The organism is Flavobacterium branchiarum, assembly GCF_030409845.1.
Taxonomy (GTDB): domain Bacteria; phylum Bacteroidota; class Bacteroidia; order Flavobacteriales; family Flavobacteriaceae; genus Flavobacterium; species Flavobacterium branchiarum.
The window spans coordinates 1,362,560-1,382,257 of the sequence record NZ_JAUFQQ010000005.1 but is presented as its reverse complement, the minus strand read 5'-3'; the positions used below and the strand labels follow the sequence as shown (position 1 = coordinate 1,382,257).

The following is a 19,698-nucleotide window of genomic DNA, read 5'->3' as shown; positions in this document are numbered from 1 at the left end:
TCCAAATTTCAATAAGTTGAAATTTGGATTGTTATGTTTTTATTTGTTATTCGGTATTAATATACTTCGTATTTTTCGCCAAAGTTAAACGTTAGAGAGAAACGAAGTGTGTTTTCTAATGGATTTTTTACGTTTGATGTTGAAAATAGGTATGAAACATCTACTTTAACAACGTTGTACTTGAATCCAGCTCCTAAAGAAAAGAATTTTCTTGCTCCTTTTTCTGGGCTTTCATGAAAATAACCAGCGCGAAATGCAAATGAATCTTGGTACATGTATTCTGCACCAATGCTATAAGTGATCTCTTTTAATTCTTCACTAAATCCGCCTGGAGCATCGCCAAACGATTTGAAAATACCAGGTACCCAACCGATTGATCGGTAGTTTTCTCTGTTTTGGTTTATTTCTTCTTTTGTGGTTGTACCGTCTCCGTTTAAATCTGGGTTTTGAGGTGTTGGTACTAGTAGTTTACTAAATTCTACACCTATACCAATTTTATTATAATCGTCTAAGATGAAATCAAATCCTCCTCCTACTTTTAGATTAGCAGGTAAAAAATTAGCATTGAATTCGTCATTGTCATATTTAATTTTTGGGCCAATGTTTTGAATATTGAAACCACCTCTCCATCTTCCGTTAAAATCGTTATAAGCAATTTCTTCAGACTGATAGAAACCGGCAACATCAACTGCGAATGAACTTGCTGGAGATGCATCTATGTTTTCTGAAGCGATTTTTAGATTGGAACGGATGTATCTTCCAGCTACTGCCATTGAGAATTTTTCACTTAGTTTTAGGGTGTAAGATCCGTCAAGAGCAAATTCATTTGGAGATACAATTCTTGGAACTTCTTGTTGGCTATCTGTTTCTCGTAATTCAATATCTCCAAAACCAAAATAACGAAAACTCGCAGCAAATGCATTACGGTCGTTTATTTTGTTGAAATAGGTAATTTGTCCTAAAGAGACATCATTTACTAAATCGGTAAGGTATGGAGTGTAACTAACAGAGAATCCTTGTTTGTCTTCTGAGAAGGCATACTTCGCGGGATTCCATTGTTGAGAAAAAGCATCTGCAGAAGTGGCGACTCCTTGGTCGGCCATACCAGCTGCTCTAGCGTCGGCAGCTACTAGTAAAAAAGGAACTGCGGTTGTAATGGTTCTTTCTTGTGCCTTTGCTAAAATAGTTGTAAAAAGGCAAATTAAAATGAGGGTAGTTTTTTTCATCTAAGTTTTTAATAGTAAACAAATATAATATTTAATTAAAGTATGACAAGTTTTTCGAATTTTTCTGCCTTTTTATTTGTTGTGTTCGATTTGACTGTAAGTTTATAGATATAAACTCCTTTACCAATTCGATCTCCAAAATCGTCTCTTCCGTTCCAAGTTATATCCCGAGATAAAAAGCCTTCGGTAGTTATGATTTGATTTTTTGTCCAAACAATTTTCCCTGTAATTGTCATTACTTGTACTTGAACCTCTAAGGGTTCGTAGGGTTTGTTGTGTGAAAACCAAAACTCAGTATAGGTTGTGAACGGATTCGGGTAATTTAAAACATGTGTTAATGTAATTGAATCATCTCCCGATACTACAAATTGAATCTCAGTGGTTACGGGATTGTTGTAAACATCCCATGCTGTAACTGAAACAGTGTGTAGTCCTGTTGCTAGATTACGAAATGGAAAGCGTAATGTTCCATGTGTGTAATCATCTAGCTTGGTTTGGTAGTAATCGTTTAATATGTAAGGATTACTGACGTCTCCATCTAGAATTGCAACTATATCATGTCCGATTCCACTTGCTGTATTTATTCCATTTTCATCTTCAAGGTTTGCAAGTAAAAAAGGTGATTCATTTGTAACCCCTCCTGATACAAATGTTTCATCATTCATATATAACTGAACTTTGGGACTATTATTGTCTTTGGGTGCATTTTCATTTATTCCACCTATTTTTACTGTAGTGTTGTAGCCTGTTTGGTTCTCAAGAAGCTGTTGTTTTTTTGCATAAAAGCTAATTTTTCCATTTCCCAACGGAATTCTAATATCTCTTGGTACGACAAAGCTAAATTCGAATAGCCCATTTGTTATTGAGGCACTTCCTCTAAAAATAGTTTCCCCTAGAGTGTTGAATTGCATTGCGGGGCTAAATCCATTGTTGTTTAGAGTCGAAGCTGTGATTGTTTTATCGAATATAGCGGTTGTTAATTCTCCGTTATAATTCGTTAGTAAATTGTTGTTTTCATCTGTTATTTCACCTGATAATTTAATTTTTGCAAGTGATTTAAAATCGTCAATTGGTTGGGAAATAATAACATCGTTTACTTTTGTTAAGTTTATTTTAGGTTTTGGAATTGCGAGCATTAAGGCTGGGTCTCCAATGTATACAATGACATTGCTAGATGAACTTGGGTTACTGTTTTTGGATATACGTAATGATTCCGAAATGGTATTGTATTGATTCGATCCGTATGACAATAAGTTTTTAGATAAGATGTCATTGAAGTTTTCGGCACTAAACTGTCCGATTGATCTCGTGGTAGTCAGCATTGCGATGGCCCCACCTTTTGGGTTCCAGTAGGTGTATTCTCCTGCGGTTGGTCTAGTGGGGTCATCAAATCTTGAGAATTCACAAGTGATTGTTATGAATAAAGGATATTTGTATTGATTGTTTAGGTTTTGTCCGTCTGATTTTCCCCAAATTCGTTCTCCTGCTAAGCCATCTTCGCCTCCATGACCGAGGTAATTAAAAACGAGAGCTCCTTTTTCGAATGCTTCAAATAAATCGGTTCTTGCTTTAGGATATCTTGCTCCTCCAGATGAAGCTTCTTCTACGTAAGAATCTAGAAGTATTTTGTCTACATTAAAGAATGGCTTTTCGGCAGTGATAACATCTGCTAATTTATTTTGACGACTTTGTAATGTAGCATCAGATGCTTTGTCGGAGTCGTCTGCTATTAATACGAAATTATTTTTCCAGTTCCCGAATGATTTTATATCGTGGTATTCGAGTACTTTATTAACCATTTCGCTTGCTTGTCTTGCGTCATTAACAAGCATTCTTCCAACTGCGATGTCTATTCCTCCGTAGAAAGAAGTTATGTTTCCTTCATTATTATCCATTAGTCCATAAAAATCATCAGATGCAAATGAAGCTTCTCCCGAAGTGTTACTTCTTAGTGAGAGATATATAGGTACAATATTTCCGTTATTGTTGGTTCGGTCTTTGTAATCGTAAGATGCATCGCCAAAAAGATTGACATATTTAATTCTTTTTTCAGAAGAAGATGCATTGTCGTAAATGTATTTAATGCAATTTCGAATCGCGGCTATGTCTTGTTTTCCAGATGAAAATTCTTGGTAGATAGATTCTGTAGTAATTACTTTTACATTTAAATTAGAGTGAGATCTATGAAAAGCAGCTAGTTTTTCGGCTTGATTTGATAAAAAGGAAGGGGTGATGATGGCATAATCAATGTCTTGAAAAGTACCTTGGTTGTTCTTTAATAATGTTCCTTTTAAATTTTGATTTGAAATTTTAGTCTTGTTTTCTTTAAATGGAGTGTAATAATCAGAAGGATCCAAGGCTATATATTTTCGTACTTCGCCTAGTTGTGCTTTAAAGCTGATTGTGCTTTGGTTTTGGTTTTCAAGAGTTGTTATATTATATAGGTCTGTAATGTCCCAGATTTGATTAATTCCAGTTGTGTTCGTTAGGTTGTAACTTGCGATTCCGGGAGTTGAATCTGCGAGGTCATATTGAAAAAGAAACTGTTTCCCGTAACCTTGTAGTTTTCTTTTTGCAATTAGACTAATTCGGTCTAAGTATCCTTTAGAGCCTGGGATACCACCGTTGTTGTAGTTAAGTTTTATTTTTATGTTTTCGGTTCCAGTAAATGTTTTGTTTGAGCGAATGGAATCGGTGTAGAATTTAATTTCGGAATTTGCGGTTAGTGCGCTAAAATTAGTGTTTTCTATTTCTTGTTGGTTTGCTGTGATTTTGAAAGAGGTGGTTGTAAAGGAAGCAGATGCTGTTTTAACTTGTATTTTGACAGGTGTTGAAATGTCAATATTTGGAAAGTTAAAGTCAAATTCTTGTTCATTGTTAATTTCAAATGCTTCGCCGTACCATTCACGTCCTAAATGTGTGATATTTACAAGGTCTTTTTCGTGGTGCTTGTGATCGTCAAATGTTGATATGTTTATTGTGCTACTTCCTGTTGGGAATTGCATTTGTGAAATTCTTTTCCCGTCTCCTCCTTGAGTTGTTATATAGTAGTACGATTTGTTGTCGTATAAGTTATTAGAGGTTCTGCTTTCGTTGTTCCAAGTGTCTGTACCCTCGGCGTAAAATAAAATATAGTCGTCATTGTCAAAGCTTCCGTCATTTTCGCCTATAATTTGAATTGCATTTTCTGTTAGGTCGTTTGGGTAGTAGGTTGCATTAGATAAGGGAAGCATTCTCCCTCCGTTACCGTATATTTTTATCTTTTTAGGATTGGTCTTTATTAAGTCCGAGTTTAAGCTTTGTAAGAAGCTTTTTGATATTTTGTACACTCCTGATTTTTCAATGTAAAATCTATACCAATCTCCGGATGCTAATACTGAATTGGATATGGCTGTATTCTTTCGGGCTAATGCTTTTCTTGATGAAGTATTGTCTTGAGAATTTGTTATTATATTATAGGTAAAGGATTTTATTCTTTTGTATCCATTTCCATCATTAATTATTGGGGATAAAGTTAGTAAGGCTTGGTTTATTCCTCTTGCAGAAGAAATTATCAATGATTCATTGGGTTTTTTAGGTACGTTTTTTAGGATTAAATCACCAAGTTGATTTTCTGAAATTGTTTCGTAGATTATATTTGATAACTGAACTGTACTGCTTTCGGAATAATTAGATTGTGTAAGGTTTAAAGTGTATGAAATAGTCCTTGTGTCGGAGTTCAAATGATAGTTGTTGCCCGAAAATAGAGGGGCATTTACTTTAAAGTCACCAAAATACATATCTTTTTTGTCAAGCCAATTTAAAGTGATGTCTTCTTTTGTTTGTGCAAAAGAATTGATATATAGTAAGATAAAAAAAGTTAGTAGTGTGTTCTTCATTGTTTATTTTAACGATAATAATATTGTTATATTATAGTTAGTAAAAATATAATATTTAGTGTTATAGTAAATAATAAAAAGTATATTTTTGCGTTCGAATAATGAAAGATGATCTGATAACAATCAGGTACATGAAATATTTATAATTGTTTTTATAATTGATGTTGCGAATTAATTTTAATTATTATATTGCAACACCTAAATTATTACCTACTAAAGAGTATGAAAGTAAACAAAATTATGGCCTTACAGTTAATGTTATCTATGACATTAGTTCTGGGAATGGCTAGCTGTAGTAAAAAATCTAGCTCAAGTGCATCAAGAGCTACGGGTTGGGACGTTAAGAGTATTAACGGAACAGCACAAAACGTTTCTAATAAAAAACAACAAGCAGGACCAGGATTAGTTTTTGTAGAAGGAGGAACATTTACCATGGGTAAAGTTCAAGATGATGTTATGCATGATTGGAATAATACACCGACACAACAACACGTTCAGTCTTTCTATATGGATGAGACTGAGGTAACAAATATGATGTACTTAGAATATCTTGAATGGTTGAAAAAAGTATTTCCACCTACAGAAGATAACTACAAACATATATATGAAGGAGCTTCACCAGATACTTTGGTTTGGAGAAATCGTTTAGGTTACAACGAAACAATGACTAATAACTACTTAAGACATCCTGCATATGCAAACTACCCAGTAGTTGGTGTAAACTGGATTCAAGCAGTTGAATTTAGTAAATGGAGAACAAACCGTGTAAACGAAGCAATTCTTGAGAAAAAAGGATACCTTAAGAAAGGGGCTAAAACAGATGATGTAAACGCTGAAAGCAACTTTAATACAGAAACATATTTAATTGCACCTACATCTACATTTGGTGGAAACGATGAAATTGTTTTAAAAGAAGGTAAAAAAGTAAAAAGAGCTAAAAAAGGAGAAACTGCTGAGGAGCCTAAAAATGTTTATGCACAGCGTTCTTCTGGAATTATCTTACCAGAATATAGATTGCCTACAGAGGCTGAGTGGGAATATGCTGCTGCTGCTGATGTTGGACAAAGAGAATACAATATCTATAAAGGTCAAAAGAAATACCCTTGGTCTGGAGATTATACTCGTTCTGCAAAAAGAGCAACAAGAGGAGATCAATTGGCTAACTTTAAACAAGGAAATGGAGATTACGGTGGTATAGCTGGATGGTCTGATGACGGTGCAGATATCACAAACGAAGTTAAAAAATATCCTGCAAATGATTTTGGTTTGTATGATATGGCTGGAAACGTAGCCGAGTGGGTTGCCGATGTTTACAGACCTCTTATTGATAATGAAGCAAATGACTTTAACTACTTTAGAGGTAACCTTTATGCTAAGAACAAAATTGGTAAAGATGGTAAAGTAGAAATCGTTACTAAAGAAACTATCAAATACGATACATTAAGTAATGGTAAAATTGTTGCAAGAAATTTCCCTGGAGATATTGCACAAGTACCAGTTGATGAGCAAGAAACTTATTTAAGACAAAACTTCTCTACAAGCGATAACATCAACTATAGAGATGGAGATAAACAATCTACTAAGTATTATGATTTTGGTGGATCTGGTGAGGAAACTGCAGCAGAAAAAGCAAAACAAGCGATGTACAATTCTCCTAAACATAATGTAACAACAGATAGTTTAGGTAACATGGTTAGAAAATACGATAAGTCTAGCAAAAGAACGACTTTAGTAAATGATAATGTTAGAGTTTACAAAGGAGGTTCTTGGAGAGATAGAGCATATTGGTTAGATCCAGCTCAAAGAAGATATTTCCCTCAAGATATGGCAACTGATTACATTGGTTTCAGATGTGCAATGTCAAGAGTAGGACCAAAATCTGAAAAAAGAAAATCACCTAGAAATTAAGAAATTTAATAATAGTAATAAAAGCCCTTTGATTAGGGCTTTTATTGTTTTAAATCTGTTTTAAAATGGATATTGCTCACATTCATAATTTATTTTTACAATGTCAATCAGTTTCGACTGATACCCGTAAAATAGCATTAAACTCAATGTTTTTTGCTATAAAAGGAGATAATTTTGATGCCAATACATTTGCAGATGAGGCTTTGCAAAAAGGAGCTCTATTTGTAATAATTGATAATGCATCTTACTTTATCGATCAAAGAACAATTTTGGTTGAGGATAGTTTGATTGCTTTACAGGAGCTGGCAAAATTTCACCGAGCTTATTTGCAATTGCCTATTATTGCCTTAACGGGAAGTAATGGTAAAACAACTACCAAAGAGCTAATAAATGTTGTGCTTTCTAAAAAGTACAAAACCAAAGCTACAGTTGGAAATTTAAACAACCATATAGGTGTTCCATTAACGTTGTTATCGTTTACTAAAGATACCGAAATTGGTATTGTGGAAATGGGAGCTAATCATAAAAAGGAAATTGAATTTTTGTGCGAATTGGCACAACCTGATTTTGGATATGTGACTAATTTTGGTAAAGCGCACCTTGAAGGATTTGGTGGAATAGAAGGAGTAATAGAAGGAAAAAGCGAATTGTATAAATATCTTTCTGCAAATAATAAAATTGCTTTTGTTAACCTTGATGATGCAATTCAGGTTGAGAAAACTAGTGCAATAAAGAGTTTTACATTTGGACATAAAAAAGCCAATGCAGATGTTGTTATAAGTACCATTACAGCTAATCCTTTTGTAGTTTTAGGTTTCGATGACCAAACTATTACTTCACATTTGATAGGGCTTTACAACGCTAATAACATAAGTGCTGCGGTAGCAATAGGGAAATACTTTAAGATTGAAGATTTGGCTATTAAGGGAGCTTTAGAAAGTTATATTCCGGAAAACAATCGCTCACAATTATTGATTAAGGGAACAAACGAAATTATTCTTGATGCGTATAATGCAAACCCAAGTAGTATGGCGGTTGCTATCGAAAATTTTATCCAATTAGAGAAGCAAAATAAAGTTATGATTCTGGGGGATATGTTTGAGCTTGGTTCTGAAAGTGAGCAAGAGCATAAAATTATTGTGACATCATTATTAAATGAAAGCAAAACGAATTGCTATTTTATAGGTCCTTCGTTTTATAAACATAAAATTGAAAAAGAGAATTTACATTTCTTTGATTCGTTTGATTCATTCGTCGCTTATTTAAAAATTATAACTTTTAATGAACAGACAATGCTTATTAAAGGTTCACGAGGAATGGCGCTAGAAAGAACATTAAATTATATTTAAAACGTTATAAATACAGCAAAAATCCATCTATACAGATGGATTTTTGGTTTAAATACTCATTAAAAACCTTAATTATGAAAAGAATAAACAAATTAGTTGTCCTAGTGTTGTTTTTGTCCCTTTGTGGGACTTATGGTCAAAATTTAAAAATAATGACATACAATATCCGTTTAGATGTTGCTTCAGACGGAGAAAATGCATGGCCTAACCGTAAAGATTTTTTTACATCACAAATACAATTTTATGCTCCTGATGTATTTGGAGTGCAAGAAGCAATGCCAAATCAAGTAAATGATATTGCTTCGGCATTACCTTCTTATACTCATATAGGTACCGCTCGTGAAGGAGAAGGTAAAGGCGAATCATCTTCTATATTCTATAAAAAAGATAGGTTTTTAGTGCAACAATCCAATACATTTTGGCTTTCAGAAACTCCAGATGTAATCTCAAAAGGTTGGGATGCTGCTTACAACAGAGTTTGTACGTATGCACTTTTTAAAGATTTAAAGACTAAAAAAGTATTTTGGGTTTTTAATACGCATCTTGATCACATTGGCGAAGAAGCTAGAACAAAAGGATTAGAGCTTATTCTTTCTAAAATGAAAGCTGTAAACACTAAGGGATATCCTGTTTTTCTTATGGGAGATTTTAATTCAGAGCCAGACACAGAACGTATTATCTCTTTAAAAAAAATAATGAACGATACTCGTGATATTTCAGAAGAAAAGCCATTTGGCCCATCAGGAACTTTTAGTGATTTTAAACATGATAAACCAGTTACGCTATTATTAGATTATATATTTATTTCGAAGAACAACAGTTTAAAAGTAAAGAAACACGCTGTTTTAAGTGATTCTGTAGATTTAAAATATCCATCTGATCATTTTCCTGTCTTAATTGAAATTTATTAAGCCATGCTTTTATAAGCTTCAAGCTATTTAAGGTTTTGGGTTTTGCCAAATAAAGGCAGTATCGTGAGAGATCAATAAATTATAAAAAGCAATATCAAATTAATGTTTCTTTTCAGCTAAAGAATGCTGGAAAAGTTGCTGGAGAAGAAGTAGTTCAATTGTATTTAAAAGATAAGTTCGGATCTGTTGTAAGACCAGTTTTAGAACTTAAAGATTTTCAGAAAGTGAAATTAAATGCAGGAGAAACCAAAACAATTCAGTTTACAATTGGTAATGAAAAATTATCTTTCTACAATGATAAAATAGAGTAGGGTTCTGAGCCTGGAGATTTTGAATTGATGATAGATTCATCATCTGCGGATATTCGTTTGAAATCGAATTTTGAATTAGAATAAGAATTTATCGGATAAAAAAAAAGGGGTTTTTAAAACCCCTTTTTTTTTTTAATAATAGCAACGATGCTTATTTAAATATTTTTTTGAAATTAAATTTCAAGTTATTTATAAGTCCTTCTTCTACAATATCAATTCCAAGACCAGTATTACTATCTGCAATGGTATGATGAGCAGATCTGAATTCTTCGTAATCTTTTTCAGGGATTTCTAAGTTAACCAATGGTTTGTAATCTACATATACAGTTCCACCATTTTTAGTAATTTTTTTGCGTGTTACATAATCAAAATAAGGATTGTTAATAGTACACTCTTGAATTGTGTATTTTTCTTGAGTATCTATTTTTTGATCCGTATAAACGTTGATTTCATATTTCTCATTATCAAAATTATGCCAGAAAGGAAAGTCCTTGTGCATAAAATCTCTTGCATTTTCTTTAACCATGTTTCGGTCAAAATACATCATAAAACGATTCTTTTGATCGTCTACGAAATACGGATTCTCGATAGTTGCATTGTATTGAATGGTGAATTCATTTAGTTTTTTATCATCACTAATAATCTCAATAGCGGCATCGGTAAAAATATTTCTAATATCAGTTCCGTTTCTGTCATTATTATAGTTCAGTGTATAAAACAAGAAATTATTCCAACTGTCAATCACCTCTCTTTTGTTAGTATTCTTAAAATACCTACGCATGCTATTGGCACGATTTCCTTTATAAGTAGTTGTTAGTTTTAAATCTCCAGTAGTGTTCTTTGCATTGAATTCTACTTTTTCATCTATACAGTAATAAGGGAATTTATGAGGTTTTCTTACTTGTAATTCTTGATTTGGTTTTATTTCTAGATAATGTCTAAAAAAGATAAAACCACGATTTTCAATTAAACCAAATTCATCACGAATAGTAGCATCAATAAAATAAGTCTCTCCATTATAATTGATTTTAACAATTACATGATTGAAAGTAAGAAGGGATGGCAAATAATATTTAATGTAATAATCAGTATTAAAATTGACTAAAACTATCGAAGAATCAACACCAATATAATCTAAAATTACTTTTAATAAAACAGATTTTGCTTTACAATCTCCTTGCTTGTTCTCATAAGTAACAGAAGGTTCTTGTGGTTTATGACCGTTCATTTCATGAGCATTATAAACGTAATAAACATGATTTTGAACATAATCTATAGCAAACTGTAATTGCTCTCCTTTATCAGTTATTGCATCTAATTTCTCTACTAAGTTTGGTGCAAAATCTACTAAAGATGATTTGTTATAAATTTCTTCATATATAGGATAGATATAATTAGATAAATCGATCCAATTGTTATGAGTTGCAAAATCAATAAAAGGAGACAGCTCTCTATTTATGTCAACAGTATTTATATAATTTTCCTTCTCAATCGTATATCTTTCGCCTTTTTTTAGATGGATGATTTCTGGCTCCAATAGATTTCCTTCTTCATCTCTAAAATAAGTTTTTTTGTATGAAATGGTTTTCTCACGATCATTAATAAAAGTGAATTTATAATTCCCATAAGCCCAATAAGTATCAGGACTAATCCAAACAAATTTAGAGAACTCTTTGCGTAAGAAATCGCGTTCTGTGAAAATCTTTACTCGAGAATCTTCCATGATTAAAACATCGTACAGGCGAAGATCTTTGATCGTAATATTAATTTTTTTATTACTATTCAAAATACCACCGCTACTCTGGTTTTCACTATCCAGAACTTTAATTTTGGTGTCAGCAATTTTGTCTATTAAAACCCCTTCGCGTAAAACACTTATTCTATGAATAATGTAAGTTTCATTTTCTTCTACAACAACGTCTGTTACAGATGCTCGTTCAAGATTGGCAGGCTCATTAAGAGTATAAGCTAAGCAGGCATATTCACTGCTTTCATTTTCATTTGTATAATATATTTTATCCAAAAAAAAGCAATAATCTCGCCCTTCTTCTATTTGCTTATTAGAAAAATCTGACTCCTTTATTAGGTCAATAAGTTGGTTATCATTTATATCGGTTGCCCAATGTTGGGGTTTTTGAATTTTGTAGTGTTCTAACTGAATTAGGTTTTCCATATTAGCATCCATTATCTAAGTAAAATCTTATTTTTTGTTAATTGCAAAAATATGAAATTTATAAGTATTTCCTACTCTTTATAATTGAGTAAAATTCAATTGTTTGAATGAAAAGCTTTATCCAGTAAGGTTTTCTATCCAATTTTAAATAAATGTGGATACGATGATGAGATAATTGATAATCTTATAAAAGTTATAGAATCAATGCCATTGAGTTTGTCTTTCAAAATCGATGGATTTGAAAAGTAAAAATAACATGAAATTTATGCAACAATAGATCTAAAAGTTAGATTAACTCTTGGTTTTGATGTAGTTTTTGTTGGAGGTAAACGGTGGAGCCAATGCGTTTGAGTTGTATCTTTCATTACCAACAAACTTCCGTGTTCTAAAATCAAAGAAATAATCTCTTTGGTCTCTTTGTGCTTGAAAGCAAATTTTCGCTCAGCACCAAAACTAACCGAAGCAATAGCTCCATTTTTCTTTAAATCTTTTTCGGCATCGCTATGCCACGCCATTCCTTCGTCGCCAGAATGGTATAAATTAAGTAAGCAGGAATTAAATGTTTCTCCAGTTTTCTCTTCTACAAAAGCTTTTAATTCCAATAATTCTGGAGTCCACGCAAGTGCTTTTTTTGTAGTATTAGAGTAGGAGTACTCAAAGCTAGAATCACCGTACCAAGCTACTTTTCTTTGGGTGATTATCAATTTTCCAAAAATAATAGCTTCATCATTTTTCCAGTCGATAGTATCTAATAAAATATCACGATAGTAATTCGCTTGCTCACGAGAGAATAACCTACCATAATAATTTACAGTTCCATCTTTGGGTAATAAATTAGTGTCTTCGTTTATTTGAGGATTAAATAAGTCCATTCTTCTATTTTTGATATTTGGTTTCGGCTAAAACAGCTTTCTGCATTTTATAATTAATGAGTTCTACTCCTAATTTTTCTATTCTTTGTTCTTTGATTACAATAAAACCTTTCTTTTCAAAAAATGGTTTAGCCGTTATGCTGATATCCGAAGTTATTATTTTTGAATTTGATTTTTTAGCTTCGATTTCTAGTTTGGATAAAATTTTATCTGCGATTCCTTGTCGCTGAAAGTCTTTATGAACGTAAAAGAAATCAATATAATTACCGTCTTTCAAAGTACCGTAACCCACAATTTTATTTTCGATAATTGCTAATAAAACAAACTGAGTGTTAATAACGTTAATCCAACGTTCTGTATTGCTTGCGCCTGAGGTCCAAACCTCAATTTGCTTGGGATTATAATCTTTCTGACAAACGTTTTTAATTGTATCGATAAACAATTCTTGCATTTCTTTTAAGTCTGAAAGAGTGGCTGTTCTGAAAATCATTCTTTTAAATTTTATAGTAGTATATACTTTGCTTTATTCTGACTTCCTTCGATGGTAAATAATTTTAGTTCTACACCTTTTTTTAAGTCTCTGCTGGCTGTAGCCGAAGAAATATCTTTAAAAATATTCATATAGTCTTTTCGGCTAAATTCTTTTAGACCTAGCATTAAAAAATAATCCAATCGGTCTATATCTTTTAATGTTCTGTTATTATAATTAAGTAAACCTTCTAGAGATTTATTAATTACATTAAGCATATATTCTATAAAAATTGTTGATTTTCCTGATTTATCGCTTAATGCAAGTGCTTGATAATAGTTTTCTTGTGTTTGGCTTATTAAAGTTTCAAAAGGTAAAAATTCAAAAACTGGATATTCTGCGGTTAGAATTAATGTCTGCCACAATCTTCCCATTCTTCCATTTCCATCTAAAAAAGGATGAATAAATTCCATTTCATAATGAAAAACACAACTTTTGATTAGCGTTAATTCATTTTTATCTTTTAGAGATTCAAATAAATCATTCATTAAATACGGAACATTTTGATGTGGCGGTGCTATATGTTCCACTTTTGTACCTTTAACTATTCCAACGCTTTGATTTCGATATTTTCCTGAATTTTTGATCAGACCCTTCATTAATTCCGAATGTGCTTTTAGGAAGCTTTTGTTAGATGCAAATTCATATTGCTCTAAGTTTTCATATACTTTTATTGCATTTAGAACTTCAAGAACGTCTTTTTCGGGGCCAATGATTCGCTTGTTTTCTACTAAGGCTGTTATTTGTTCTTCTGATAAAGTATTCCCTTCAATTTGTAATGAAGAATGTATCGTTTTTATACGGTTTTGTTTTCTGAGTTGTGGCGATTGCTTGTTTAAAAAGGTTGCATTTATCTCGCCAATCTTTACAGATATAGAACTTACAAGTTGTAAAATAGTTGGTGTTATATCGTAAGGAGGTTTCATGATAGTATCATTTGATACTATCAAAAATACTGTTTTTTTAAATTAATGAGCAGTAGTTTGCGAGAAAACATTAATTACAATAACACCAATTAGTATTAATGCCAATCCGATAATTGCTGGTAAATCGGGAATCTGTTTGAAAAACACGGCGCCAATTATTGTAATTAAAACAATACCAACACCAGACCAAATTGCATAAGCAATTCCTATTGGAATAGTTCTAATTGCAAAACTCAAAAAATAAAATGCTCCAAAGTAACCTACAATCGTAATGATACTTGGAATTAGTTTAGTAAACTCTTCAGATTTTTTTAGTGCAGAGGTTGCAATGATTTCAAAGATTATAGCGACAGCTAAGAATAAAAAGTTTTTCATATTCACGTTTTTTACAAAGTTAAGATTTGTATTTAAGTGAAAAGAAGAATTAGTTTTATTTATTCTTTTTCTTGTTTTCAAGGGTTTGTTTTTATAAAAACGAATAGTTGTCGTACCACATAATCTAAGATTGTTTTATTTCATTTAAATCAACTTTCTGAAGGAGTTCTTCGGAATTTGGATCGTAATAACGATAAGGGATGTTGGGACCTAATGCACGAAAAGGACCATCCTTGTGATTTAAAGTAGCCGAAAATCTTCCGCAACATTCTAATGTTATGTAGCTAAAATTAGAATCGCAACTACTAACTTGAACATTAATCCATTGTGGGACTTTGCCATTTCGCCATAAATAATCAATTACAGTCGATTCAGTAGCAGGATTAATAAAACTGGTTTCGTCGATTTTATCATCAGGATAAACTTCTTCATCGGCCGTTAATTCATTACCATCGTAAGAACAATTGGTTTTGATTATAAACTTATATTCATGCGGTAGTTTGTTTGTCACCATTTCTTGAGTGAAATCGATAAGTCCATCAAGAGCTTTTTTTAGATTAATCTTAAAATCTTCCTTCTCCATAATTAATTGCGATTTAGTACAAAAACTATTTAAGTTCTCCTTTTCGTATTGTCACACTTATTAATTTATAACCATTTTCGGTTCTTAAAAATTCAAAATGATCTTGAGTCATGTCTTTTTTATCTCGATGCGAAACAACAATGTTTTTTACTGGATAAATCCATTCTTTGGCTTGATTACAATTGTCAAAATAATTCTCGTATTTCGTACCATCATAAATAAATTGATTTAAACTTTCATTAAAAATGGTATAATCACAACTAGCCGATTTAAGTGCTGCTAGTTTGCTTTTTATTAGCTTATAATTACGTTCTATAAATGCTGTATTCGGTTCACTAATCCAACCATTTGGTTCTTTCCAATAAAAGATTTCTTCGTTAGAATGTTTTACTAAATTGTTTTGAGATAAATCTTTGAGTAAGTTGTCTTTTAGGAAAGACTTAAACTCTTTGTCATAATTTATAAACGAATAATATTGTCCATCTACTCCTAAGAAATTGTCTCTTGTTGGATCTTTACTTGGCTCTTTAGATTTCTGTAAAGAATAAAAATTCAGTTCATCACTATATTTAAAATCGTTAATCAAAACCGTATTGTTGGTATCAATAAGATATTGTTTGCCACCAGTCCAGCCAAAATGATTGCAATCACCTCCATGAGTGTCATTAGCCTTTTCGGCACCTTTCAGTACAGTAGCCATTCCGTTATGTACTTTAGTTAAGCTGTTATATTCTGCAGGAATTACAATTTCGCCATTACTATTAAAGATTCCCATTTTGTCGGTTTTTGGATCTGTAAAACGAATGAAGCCTTCGTTTTCACAATCAGAACCATTGTCAAAAACATACAAACTATCTCGACCAACTATTTTTCCAGATTTAGTTAGGTAATAATTTTTCCAACTATTATTTGCTTCTTTGGTAACTGCAATAATGCCATCAAATTTATTAGCAGCTGTAAAGCCCATAAACGTTGGTTCTATTTTAATGGCGCCAGTTTTATCTTTATATCCAATAAGAGTGGTGTCTTTGTTGGGGAAAGAAAACCAAATGTCTTTGTCTTGTGCATATAACGTACAGTTTATAAAGAGGAATATATAGAGAAGAATGTTTTTCATAGTTGCTTGTCTATTGAAAGTTGTATTCGTAGTTTATCTCTTTTAAATCGTCTTCTAGTAATTCCCAATCCTCAATTGCGTCAACAATAGATAAAACCATTTCTTTGGTTAGTGTTTTACCTTGATAAATTTCGGTTACCGTTTTTAATGGAATTCCTGTTTCTTTATAGGATTCTTCAAAGTATTCACTTGCCCAATCAATATAAGTTTGAGGATTTCCATCAAAAATAGCTAGTAATTCTTCCGAATTATCGTTGAAATCGTTAATCGTTCCAACTTCCCAATTATTGGTTTCATTTGTCCATAAACAAAATGTTGTTCCGTTTGTGGCAACAGGTTCATCAAAAATAAACTGATTGTAAATTTCGGGTAGATTTGTAGTTAAATCACTTTTTTGATTATGCTGAAACTCGTGTGCAAAACCGCTAATTACAGAATGGTTTTCAAGAAAAAGAATATCCATTAAATCGCCAGATCCATCTCTCATTGCGAAATACTCTTCATCTTCGGCCCATTTAGAATTATATAAATAATAACGATATTCCCATTCTTGACAAATAATTGCATCTAGAACAGCAATTGCTTTGCATCTGTTTTGTAATGTTTTTTTATCGGGTAGTAATCTAAAATCTTTTGTAGAAATCATGTTTTATTTTGTAGTTATCGGTTTAATTACCGACAGTTTCTTAGCTAATATATAAATATAATCTGCAATTTAGTTTTTGCAATCGTGTTAAAAACAGAAAACCCGACAGGTTTTTAAAATCTGTCGGGTTTGAATATATGATGTGTAAGATTAACCAGTTGAGGGTAATTAAAAAAACGATACTATTTAACGCGGATTAGACGGATTCGTTATCACGAAGTCGCGGATTTACACGGATTTTTTTAGATTATTTATATAAATCCGCGTTTTTGCGGAGCAAATCTGTTTTATCCGCGTTCTAATTTACGCCCAAAGGATTAAAGATTATTTATCCTTTATTATTTTTTCTAAATATTCGACTTTATCTTTTTCGGCTTGAACCAAGCGCTCGTAAAGTTCAACTACTTTATCAAGCGGATTGAAAGTGCATTGATTCTGATTTGTTCCGTGTTGTCCAAAATAAGCACCCTGTTGATTACTATTGTCGTAAAAATTAGTGAAATAAGAAAACACAGCTTCGTCCGAAAAATTCTTAATTGCTTCTACGCTTACGCCCAGCGCTTTTGCAACTTGAATTAATTTATCTTCATCTATGACTTCACTGTTTTCGATTATAGAAATAGCTTGCTGGTTTGTTCCCATTGCCTGTGCTAAAGCTTCTTGTTTCATGTCTTTTAGTTCACGAATACGGCTTATTTTTCGTCCTATATGATTTGGTTTTGTTTGTGTGCTCATAATTCAAAGATATTTAATATTCTTAAACGAAAATTGATTTCGGTAAAAAACATGATTTTTTTGTAAGATACATTTTACAGGTTTTAAAACACTCTGCGGGTTTGTATCTTATATAATGTAAAACAAAAGTACGGTTTTTAAAATATATTTCTGTTTTGAGACCAAGTATAAATAGGTAAATTTATTTCAGGATGAGTTGCGTAAAGTGTAGCTCGCGTGAGGGATAGGAGCTAGCTACCAAAGTAGCGCGGATAGCCCGACAGTATTTAAGAAATGCACCAATGAAGGCAAAGTATATTGGGGCATTTTTTAAATGGTGGCACGCCCTGATTATTTTAGGATTCGGAGTTTGAATATATAATGTGTAAAGATTAGCTCTTTGGGTGTAATTACTTCGTTAATTGGCTTCGTTTGGATCGTAAAAATGGTATTTAACACATAGAGACATAGTTCTGATAGCTATCGGAATAGAATTGGTAATCAAAGAAGATTCAAGAAAAATATATTTTTTTCGCATAGGCTTATGTGATTTATTTTAAGTGAAACGCCTTTTTTGGACTTTGCTAAATCTATCTTTCTATGTGTTGAAATAATTACGCAAACGGGTTAAAATATAATCAAGGAATTACTTCCCGGAATTGTACTAAAAACAAAACCCGACAGTTTTTAAATTCTGTCGGGTTTTAAGTATGTAATAGATAAATCTAGTATTGACTAGTATCTGTAGTATTCTGGTTTGAATGGACCTTCGACAGGAACACCAATATAAGCAGCTTGATCGTCACGTAAAGTTTCCAATTCAACTCCTAATTTAGCTAAGTGCAAAGCAGCAACTTTTTCATCTAAATGTTTAGGTAACATATAAACGTCATTGTTGTAAGCAGCGCTGTTATTCCATAATTCCATTTGAGCCAAAGTTTGGTTTGTAAATGAGTTACTCATTACAAAACTTGGGTGACCTGTAGCACAACCAAGGTTAACTAAACGACCTTCGGCAAGAATGATGATATCTTTTCCAGCAATAGTATATTTGTCAACTTGTGGTTTGATTTCGATTTTTGATGCACCGTGGTTTTTGTTCAACCAAGCCATATCAATTTCGTTGTCAAAGTGACCAATGTTACAAACAACAGTTTTGTCTTTCATTTGCTCAAAGTGCTCTCCTAGAACGATATCTTTGTTTCCTGTAGTAGTAATGATGATATCAGCATTAGCAATTACAGTGTTTAATTTTTTAACCTCATAACCGTCCATTGCAGCTTGTAGCGCACAAATTGGGTCAATTTCAGTAACAGTTACAATAGATCCAGCACCTCTAAACGAAGCAGCAGTTCCTTTTCCAACATCACCGTATCCGCAAACAATAACTCTTTTTCCAGCAAGCATTAAATCAGTTGCACGACGCACAGCATCAACAGCAGATTCTTTACAACCGTATTTGTTGTCAAATTTAGATTTAGTAACCGAGTCGTTAATGTTAATTGCAGGCATTGGTAAAGTTCCCGCTTTTACTCTTTCGTAAAGTCTGTGAACACCAGTTGTAGTTTCTTCAGATAAACCTTTGATTCCAGGAACCAATTCTGGGAAACGGTCAATAACCATGTTAGTTAAATCTCCACCATCATCAAGAATCATGTTCAATGGTTTTCTGTCTTCACCAAAGAATAAAGTTTGCTCAATACACCAGTCAAATGATTGCTCATCTAGACCTTTCCAAGCGTAAACCTGAATTCCAGCAGCAGCAATAGCAGCAGCAGCTTGATCTTGAGTAGAGAAAATGTTACAAGAAGACCAAGTAACCTCTGCACCAAGAGCAATTAAAGTTTCGATTAAAACTGCAGTTTGGATAGTCATGTGTAGACATCCAGCAATACGAGCACCTTTAAGAGGTTGTTCGTCTTTATATTCAGAACGAAGTGCCATTAAACCTGGCATTTCAGCTTCAGCTAGTTCAATTTCTTTTCTTCCCCAAGCCGCTAGAGAAATGTCTTTTACTTTGAAAGCCACAAAAGGCGTAGTTGTAGTACTCATTTATAGTATATTTGTAATTGTAATTTTTTTGCAAATTTACGCAATAACTTTATAATTTAACTAATTTCTAAAAGATTTGTGAAATGTTTAATTGCTTAATCTTTTGAACATTAGCCAAATGATTTTTA

General features: G+C 32.4%; 16 protein-coding genes. 4 read left to right on the top strand and 12 right to left on the bottom strand.

The features are described from left to right. Nucleotides 1–56: 56 nt before the first annotated feature. The gene (gene porV / locus QWY99_RS17905; protein ID WP_290267088.1) at nucleotides 57–1,226 is read right to left on the bottom strand and encodes a type IX secretion system outer membrane channel protein PorV; all 1,170 of its coding nucleotides are present in this window, start codon (nucleotides 1,224–1,226) and stop codon (nucleotides 57–59) included. Between the two features lie 35 nt (nucleotides 1,227–1,261). Next, the gene (gene porU, locus QWY99_RS17900) at nucleotides 1,262–5,104 is read right to left on the bottom strand and encodes a type IX secretion system sortase PorU (RefSeq protein ID WP_290267087.1); all 3,843 of its coding nucleotides are present in this window, start codon (nucleotides 5,102–5,104) and stop codon (nucleotides 1,262–1,264) included. Nucleotides 5,105–5,326: 222 nt separating this feature from the next. On the opposite strand from porU, the gene gldJ reads away from it, so the two are divergent. The 4 genes from gldJ to QWY99_RS17880 all read left to right on the top strand — a co-directional run bounded on the left by gldJ (nucleotide 5,327) and on the right by QWY99_RS17880 (nucleotide 9,583). Further along, nucleotides 5,327–7,012: a gliding motility lipoprotein GldJ gene (gene gldJ, locus QWY99_RS17895; protein ID WP_290267086.1), complete on the top strand. Its 1,686-nt coding sequence runs from the start codon at nucleotides 5,327–5,329 to the stop codon at nucleotides 7,010–7,012. A gap of 65 nt (nucleotides 7,013–7,077) precedes the next feature. Next, the gene (locus QWY99_RS17890; RefSeq protein WP_290267085.1) at nucleotides 7,078–8,361 is read left to right on the top strand and encodes a UDP-N-acetylmuramoyl-tripeptide--D-alanyl-D-alanine ligase; all 1,284 of its coding nucleotides are present in this window, start codon (nucleotides 7,078–7,080) and stop codon (nucleotides 8,359–8,361) included. 74 nt (nucleotides 8,362–8,435) lie between these two features. Continuing rightward, nucleotides 8,436–9,272: an endonuclease/exonuclease/phosphatase family protein gene (locus QWY99_RS17885; RefSeq protein ID WP_290267084.1), complete on the top strand. Its 837-nt coding sequence runs from the start codon at nucleotides 8,436–8,438 to the stop codon at nucleotides 9,270–9,272. A gap of 158 nt (nucleotides 9,273–9,430) precedes the next feature. Further along, the gene (locus QWY99_RS17880) at nucleotides 9,431–9,583 is read left to right on the top strand and encodes a fibronectin type III-like domain-contianing protein (protein ID WP_290267083.1); all 153 of its coding nucleotides are present in this window, start codon (nucleotides 9,431–9,433) and stop codon (nucleotides 9,581–9,583) included. A gap of 151 nt (nucleotides 9,584–9,734) precedes the next feature. On the opposite strand, the gene QWY99_RS17875 is transcribed toward QWY99_RS17880, so the two are convergent. The 10 genes from QWY99_RS17875 to ahcY form a co-directional block, all read right to left on the bottom strand. Continuing rightward, nucleotides 9,735–11,756, bottom strand: coding sequence for a DUF3857 domain-containing protein (locus tag QWY99_RS17875; protein WP_290267082.1), 2,022 nt, complete (start codon nucleotides 11,754–11,756; stop codon nucleotides 9,735–9,737). Between the two features lie 263 nt (nucleotides 11,757–12,019). Then, nucleotides 12,020–12,628, bottom strand: coding sequence for an alpha-ketoglutarate-dependent dioxygenase AlkB family protein (locus QWY99_RS17870; RefSeq protein WP_290267081.1), 609 nt, complete (start codon nucleotides 12,626–12,628; stop codon nucleotides 12,020–12,022). A gap of 4 nt (nucleotides 12,629–12,632) precedes the next feature. Beyond that, on the bottom strand, nucleotides 12,633–13,118 hold the full coding sequence (locus QWY99_RS17865) for a GNAT family N-acetyltransferase (protein ID WP_290267080.1): 486 nt from the start codon (nucleotides 13,116–13,118) through the stop codon (nucleotides 12,633–12,635). A gap of 11 nt (nucleotides 13,119–13,129) precedes the next feature. Further along, on the bottom strand, nucleotides 13,130–14,083 hold the full coding sequence (locus tag QWY99_RS17860; RefSeq protein ID WP_290267079.1) for a Fic family protein: 954 nt from the start codon (nucleotides 14,081–14,083) through the stop codon (nucleotides 13,130–13,132). Nucleotides 14,084–14,125: 42 nt separating this feature from the next. Further along, on the bottom strand, nucleotides 14,126–14,458 hold the full coding sequence (locus tag QWY99_RS17855; RefSeq protein ID WP_290267078.1) for a DMT family transporter: 333 nt from the start codon (nucleotides 14,456–14,458) through the stop codon (nucleotides 14,126–14,128). 124 nt (nucleotides 14,459–14,582) lie between these two features. Then, on the bottom strand, nucleotides 14,583–15,041 hold the full coding sequence (locus QWY99_RS17850) for a hypothetical protein (RefSeq protein WP_290267077.1): 459 nt from the start codon (nucleotides 15,039–15,041) through the stop codon (nucleotides 14,583–14,585). Between the two features lie 25 nt (nucleotides 15,042–15,066). Further along, nucleotides 15,067–16,158: a WG repeat-containing protein gene (locus QWY99_RS17845; protein ID WP_290267076.1), complete on the bottom strand. Its 1,092-nt coding sequence runs from the start codon at nucleotides 16,156–16,158 to the stop codon at nucleotides 15,067–15,069. Between the two features lie 10 nt (nucleotides 16,159–16,168). Then, nucleotides 16,169–16,804, bottom strand: coding sequence for a hypothetical protein (locus QWY99_RS17840; protein ID WP_290267075.1), 636 nt, complete (start codon nucleotides 16,802–16,804; stop codon nucleotides 16,169–16,171). A 324-nt stretch (nucleotides 16,805–17,128) separates the two neighbouring features. Further along, on the bottom strand, nucleotides 17,129–17,539 hold the full coding sequence (locus QWY99_RS17835; RefSeq protein WP_290267074.1) for a helix-turn-helix domain-containing protein: 411 nt from the start codon (nucleotides 17,537–17,539) through the stop codon (nucleotides 17,129–17,131). Between the two features lie 714 nt (nucleotides 17,540–18,253). Further along, complete coding sequence (gene ahcY, locus QWY99_RS17830; RefSeq protein WP_290267073.1) at nucleotides 18,254–19,570, bottom strand: adenosylhomocysteinase; 1,317 nt, start codon at nucleotides 19,568–19,570, stop codon at nucleotides 18,254–18,256. Nucleotides 19,571–19,698 lie beyond the last annotated feature (128 nt).